The organism is Sporosarcina sp. NCCP-2222 (assembly GCF_023168145.1).
Classification (GTDB): domain Bacteria; phylum Bacillota; class Bacilli; order Bacillales_A; family Planococcaceae; genus Sporosarcina.
The window spans coordinates 277417-282863 of the sequence record NZ_BQYK01000002.1; the positions used below are offsets into that span (position 1 = coordinate 277417).

Below are 5447 nucleotides of genomic sequence, written 5' to 3' on the forward strand. Positions count from 1 at the left end.
CACTGACAAACAAAGGAACGAGCAATGGGACAACGGCCTTAATCCGCTCTTTCAGAGAACCTGTCGTTAAATCGGAACCTCTGGCCAGCTGAGCTTTCATGATTTTATCCGTCTCGTCCATCAAGGTTGGTATGAACCGTAGAGATATCGACATCATGAGGGCCAGTTCGTGGACAGGGAGCTTCACTTTTTTCAACGGGTTCAACAAGGTCTCCATTCCGTCCGTGATGGAAATCGGTGAAGTCGTCAAAGTTAGAATCGTAGTCATCAAGACGAGAACAAGAAAACGAACGGAAATATAAATCCCCTGCCGAAGTCCTTCTTCATAAATCCTAATGAATTTCCATTCAAACAAAATTGGTCCTTCTTTTGTAAAAATGAAATGCATTAATAGCGTAAAAACGACTAGGAATAAAATCGGTTTTAATCCATTGAACAAAAAATACAACCGGATTCTTGACGTCAAGATGGTCAGCAGCGTAAACGCCAGCAGGGTGGCATACGTCGTTGTATTATTAGCGAAAAAGACGGCTACGATGAACAGAAAGACAAAAATCAATTTCGAGCGGGGATCCAGCCGATGGACGAAGGAATGGCCCGGAATATAGCGGCCAAAAATCATTTTTTCCATCATCTTCGGCCACCTGCTTCCTTCAAGACCACGGCCATCTCTTTCGCGAGCTGCTCCTCTGTCAATGCCAGCCTTCCGAGCTGTGTACCCGTCAGTTTCTCAAAATCCCGCTGGAATTGAACAGAACGCGGAACCCCTAACCGGTAGGAAGCCAGCTCCTCCGCCTGCCCGAATACTTCCTCCGGCGTGCCTGATAAAACAGACCTTCCATCATGCATGACGAGGACCTGGTCGGCATATCTCGCTGCGTCCTCCATGCTGTGCGTGACGAGGATGGTCGTCAGGTTCTCTTCTACATGCAAACGGTGGAACAGTTCCATAATCTCTTTCCTGCCCCGCGGATCGAGTCCCGCTGTCGGTTCATCCAAAATGAGTACAGAAGGGTTAAAAGCAAGAACGCCCGCAATTGCCACCCGGCGCATTTGACCGCCTGAAAGATCGAATGGCGATTTTTGTGCCACATCCGGCGGCAAGCCGAGGAGCTTGATCAATTCATGAGCCCGGCTTCTTGCTTCCTCTTCCGGAATGTCAAAATTCAATGGGCCGAACATAATATCCTTCTCAACCGTTTCTTCGAACAGCTGGTGTTCGGGAAATTGAAAGACAATGCCGACATGCTTTCTGACGTCCTTTAACGACTTCCCTTTCGTATCGGATGTAATGACAGTCGGACCGACACGCACTGAGCCTTCAGAAGGCTTCAGGAGCCCGTTTAAATGAAGCAATAATGTGGACTTGCCTGAACCGGTATGGCCGATTATAGCGGTGTAGGAGCCGGATGGGATGGTCGCATTGACCTCTTCCAATGCTCGTTTTTCGAAAGGCGAATCCTTCGCATATAAATAGCCTACTTGTTGAAGTACGATGTCCATAGTTCATTCACCAACTCTTCTTCTGACATATGGTTACCATTCAAATCAATGCCCTCATCTCGAAGATAGCTGGACAATTTCATGGAAAACGGCAAATCAAGTCCGATCGCTTCCAGCTCATCCCCTCGTTCGAAGATCTCTGCGGGCGATCCAATAGCTAGCACTTTTCCTTGGTTCATGACGATGACGCGGTCAGCCAACAGGACTTCCTCCAGGTCATGCGTAATAGAGAGGACCGTCAAGCCAGTTTTCCGCTTCAGTTCCTCTACCACCTTGATGACTTCATCCCTGCCTTGCGGATCCAGCATGGAAGTCGCTTCGTCCAAGATGAGCAGCTCTGGTTCGAGAGCAAGCGCCCCTGCGATGGCTACACGCTGCTTCTGTCCGCCAGATAGGTGATGGGGTTCGTGGTCCAGAAAGGACTCCATCTTCACTTGGGCAAGGGCAGAATGCACCCGCGGCACCATCTCTTCAAAGGGAACGCCATTGTTCTCTAAAGCAAATGCGACATCATCCTGAACAGTCGAACCGACAAACTGATTGTCAGGGTTCTGAAAAACGATGCCCATTTGTGACCGGATCTCCCAAAGATTCTCTTCGCCCAACTCTTCCAGGAAGACGCGAATCGTCCCTTCGCTCGGGAATAAGAGTCCAATGATCAATTTGGCCAATGTTGATTTACCGGAACCATTATGTCCTACTATCGCTATCCATTCACCCTCTTTGATGGTGAATGAAATATGATCCAATGCTTTTCTGCTCTCCTGCTCGTCTTCTGATGCATATGTGAATGAAACATGTTCTAACGAAAGGATTTCCTTCAATTCGACCACCCCAGACTGAATCGTTATGTATCATTTGGAGCACTAAGTCCGTAAAGATTTCACTCGAGTACGGTCCGTTCCGAGAGAATGTGCATTGACAAGCTGTTACGGCCTCCACGCTCATGCGTAGGGTGGGGGTCTTACAGCCAGTGAATGCCGGATATATAAATAAAAATAAAAAAAGCGCGCACCTCATCCGAAGAAATGCGCTCATATCTATAACTGATAGCGGGTGCTCAATCCGAATCAGCGGATGAGGTACGTAGAGCTAGACCAATGGAGGGACAGTGCCTGCCATCAATCGTAACACTCAGCTTTTCATATTGTCGTATAAATCTATTGTAAAAGAAGGGTGTGGCTATGCGAATGCCAGACACACCCTCCTCCGATTCCAAACAGACACCGGCGGCATACGTACCGCCCGTCTAGATGGATTAAACTAATTCGATAACTACTACAGGTGCTCCATCGCCACGGCGAGGTCCCATTTTCATGATACGTGTGTAACCGCCTTGGCGATCTGCATAACGCGGTGCAACTGTATCAAACAATTTTTGCAATGCAAATGTCGTTTGCTCTTTGCCCTCTTCGTCTTCAGTTACAATCACTTCACGACGGATGAACTCAGCAGCTTGACGACGCGCATGCAAATCTCCACGCTTACCAAGAGTGATCATTTTTTCGACTACGGAACGCAATTCTTTTGCGCGCGCTTCAGTCGTTTGGATACGCTCATGAATAATGAGGTCTGTCGCTAAGTCGCGTAGCATCGCTTTACGTTGTGAACTTGTGCGTCCAAGTTTTCTGTATGCCATAGAAGTTTCCCTCCCTCAATTTATTTCTTAATCTTCCGAGCGTAACCCAAGGTTCAACTCGTCCAATTTCGCCTTCACTTCTTCAAGTGATTTACGGCCAAGGTTTCGCACTTTCATCATTTCGTCCTCTGACTTGTTAGCAAGTTCAAGAACTGTATTGATGCCTGCACGTTTCAGGCAGTTATAAGAACGAACGGAAAGGTCAAGTTCTTCAATCGTCATCTCAAGGACTTTCTCTTTCTGGTCTTCTTCTTTTTCCACCATGATTTCAGCAGATTGTGCTTCGTCAGTCATGCCGACAAAAATGTTCAGATGCTCCGTCAGGATTTTTGCTCCGAGCGAAACAGCTTCTTTCGGACCGATGCTGCCATCTGTCCAAATATCAAACGTCAACTTGTCAAAGTTAGTACTTTGACCAACCCGTGTGTTTTCAACTTGGAAATTGACGCGTGAAACTGGAGTGTAAATAGAGTCAATCGGAATAACACCAATCGCAAGATCCTCACGTTTGTTCTGATCAGAAGGCGCATAGCCCCGTCCACGGACAGCATACATGCGCATGCGGAGATGTCCGTTTTTGCCAAGCGTTGCGATATGAAGATCAGGGTTCAGCACTTCGACATCACTATCGTGAGTAATATCAGCTGCTGTTACAACTCCTTCACCTTTTACATCTATTTCAATCACTTTCTCATCATCTGAGTAGATTTTGAGAGCAAGCTTCTTCACGTTCAAAATAATTGTTGCTACGTCTTCGACGACACCTTCAATTGTAGAGAATTCATGAAGAACCCCGTCGATCTGAATAGATGTTACGGCAGCTCCTGGCAATGAAGAAAGAAGCACACGGCGCAAGGAATTCCCTAACGTATTTCCGTATCCACGCTCCAATGGTTCAATAATAAACTTACCGAACTTGGAATCTTCGCTGATCATAACTGTTTCAATCTTCGGTTTCTCAATCTCGATCATTCATTTACCCTCCTTCAAAACGTCTAGTATATAGGCCGTTCCATATTGAAATCGATTCGTATAGACAACAAATTGCAATCACACAATTCATTTTTGCCAAAAATTGTGCTTTTCAATCAATTGGAGAACAAACCTTTATACACGACGACGTTTTGGCGGGCGGCAACCGTTATGTGGTACCGGTGTTACGTCTCTGATTGCAGTTACTTCAAGACCTGCAGCTTGTAGTGAACGAATAGCAGCTTCACGTCCAGCACCTGGTCCTTTTACTGTAACTTCCAAAGATTTTAAGCCATGCTCCATAGATGCTTTCGCAGCTGTTTCAGCAGCCATTTGTGCAGCGAATGGAGTTGATTTACGGGAACCTCTGAAACCAAGTGCACCAGCGCTTGACCAAGAAAGTGCATTCCCGTGGCTGTCAGTGATCGTTACGATAGTATTGTTGAACGTCGAACGGATATGTGCAATACCAGTTTCAATATTCTTTTTTACACGACGTTTACGAGTTTGTTGTTTACGTGCCATGTTTAGAAAACCTCCCTTACTTATTATTTCTTCTTGTTAGCAACTGTCCGTTTAGGACCTTTACGAGTACGTGCGTTGTTTTTCGTGTTTTGTCCGCGTACTGGCAATCCACGACGGTGGCGGATTCCACGGAAGCTACCGATTTCCATCAAACGTTTGATGTTAAGGGAAGTTTCACGGCGAAGATCCCCTTCAACTTTCAAGCCGTCGATTTGCTCACGGATTTTATCTAGTTCTGCATCAGTCAAATCACGAACGCGTGTGTCTTCAGAGATACCAGCGTTAGCCAAGATCTTTTGTGCAGAAGTTTTACCGATTCCAAAAATGTATGTCAATGAAATGACAACGCGCTTATCGCGCGGTACGTCTACTCCAGCAATACGTGCCATATAGAGTGTGCACCTCCCTTTGAATTAGCCTTGTCTTTGTTTGTGTTTAGGATTTTCACAGATTACCATTACTCGGCCGCGTCTGCGAATGACTTTGCATTTTTCGCAGATCGGTTTTACAGATGGCCTTACTTTCATCTTACCCAACCTCCTTCGATATTCCGGAGTTGCAAAAGTTTATTTGAAACGGTATGTGATCCGACCGCGTGTTAAATCGTAAGGCGAAAGTTCCAATGTCACTTTGTCGCCTGGCAGGATGCGGATAAAGTGCATACGGATCTTGCCTGAAACATGCGCAAGAATCGTATGGCCATTTTCCAATTCTACCTTGAACATCGCGTTCGGCAACGTTTCGACTACGGTTCCTTCAACTTCAATTACGTCGTCCTTCGCCATCAATCCTGTCTCCCTTCTATATC

Annotated in this window: 9 protein-coding genes; all 9 read right to left on the minus strand. The window is 46.3% G+C overall.

Translation table 11 applies throughout. The annotated features are described in order from the left end of the window. The coding region (locus NCCP2222_RS05330; RefSeq protein WP_248510308.1) for an energy-coupling factor transporter transmembrane component T family protein at positions 1–634 on the minus strand (634 nt) is incomplete at its 3' end. After that, positions 631–1503, minus strand: coding sequence for an energy-coupling factor ABC transporter ATP-binding protein (locus NCCP2222_RS05335; protein WP_248510310.1), 873 nt, complete (start codon positions 1501–1503; stop codon positions 631–633). The genes NCCP2222_RS05335 and NCCP2222_RS05330, both read right to left, overlap by 4 nt. Beyond that, positions 1479–2327 carry an energy-coupling factor ABC transporter ATP-binding protein gene (locus NCCP2222_RS05340; RefSeq protein ID WP_248510312.1) on the minus strand — a complete coding sequence of 283 codons (849 nt, stop codon included), beginning with the start codon at positions 2325–2327 and terminating at the stop codon, positions 1479–1481. The genes NCCP2222_RS05335 and NCCP2222_RS05340 overlap by 25 nt, the downstream gene beginning before the upstream one ends. 434 nt (positions 2328–2761) lie before the next feature. Continuing rightward, entirely contained in the window at positions 2762–3142 is a 381-nt protein-coding gene (gene rplQ / locus NCCP2222_RS05345; protein WP_207959134.1) for a 50S ribosomal protein L17, read from the minus strand. A 27-nt stretch (positions 3143–3169) separates the two neighbouring features. Beyond that, entirely contained in the window at positions 3170–4114 is a 945-nt protein-coding gene (locus NCCP2222_RS05350; RefSeq protein ID WP_184209307.1) for a DNA-directed RNA polymerase subunit alpha, read from the minus strand. 135 nt (positions 4115–4249) lie between these two features. After that, on the minus strand, positions 4250–4639 hold the full coding sequence (rpsK, locus tag NCCP2222_RS05355; protein ID WP_184209308.1) for a 30S ribosomal protein S11: 390 nt from the start codon (positions 4637–4639) through the stop codon (positions 4250–4252). Positions 4640–4662: 23 nt separating this feature from the next. Further along, complete coding sequence (gene rpsM, locus NCCP2222_RS05360) at positions 4663–5028, minus strand: 30S ribosomal protein S13 (RefSeq protein ID WP_184209309.1); 366 nt, start codon at positions 5026–5028, stop codon at positions 4663–4665. A 24-nt stretch (positions 5029–5052) separates the two neighbouring features. Continuing rightward, the gene (gene rpmJ, locus NCCP2222_RS05365; protein WP_076758849.1) at positions 5053–5166 is read right to left on the minus strand and encodes a 50S ribosomal protein L36; all 114 of its coding nucleotides are present in this window, start codon (positions 5164–5166) and stop codon (positions 5053–5055) included. A 39-nt stretch (positions 5167–5205) separates the two neighbouring features. Beyond that, positions 5206–5424: a translation initiation factor IF-1 gene (gene infA / locus NCCP2222_RS05370; RefSeq protein WP_184209310.1), complete on the minus strand. Its 219-nt coding sequence runs from the start codon at positions 5422–5424 to the stop codon at positions 5206–5208. Positions 5425–5447 lie beyond the last annotated feature (23 nt).

Excerpts from the sequence above, each read along its gene's own strand:
- infA (WP_184209310.1), bottom strand. The coding sequence starts at position 5,424 with ATGGCGAAGGACGACGTAATTGAAGTTGAAGGAACCGTAGTCGAAACG.
- rpsK (WP_184209308.1), bottom strand. The coding sequence starts at position 4,639 with ATGGCACGTAAACAACAAACTCGTAAACGTCGTGTAAAAAAGAATATT.
- rplQ (WP_207959134.1), bottom strand. The coding sequence starts at position 3,142 with ATGGCATACAGAAAACTTGGACGCACAAGTTCACAACGTAAAGCGATG.
- rpmJ (WP_076758849.1), bottom strand. The coding sequence starts at position 5,166 with ATGAAAGTAAGGCCATCTGTAAAACCGATCTGCGAAAAATGCAAAGTC.
- NCCP2222_RS05350 (WP_184209307.1), bottom strand. The coding sequence starts at position 4,114 with ATGATCGAGATTGAGAAACCGAAGATTGAAACAGTTATGATCAGCGAA.
- rpsM (WP_184209309.1), bottom strand. The coding sequence starts at position 5,028 with ATGGCACGTATTGCTGGAGTAGACGTACCGCGCGATAAGCGCGTTGTC.
- NCCP2222_RS05335 (WP_248510310.1), bottom strand. The coding sequence starts at position 1,503 with ATGGACATCGTACTTCAACAAGTAGGCTATTTATATGCGAAGGATTCG.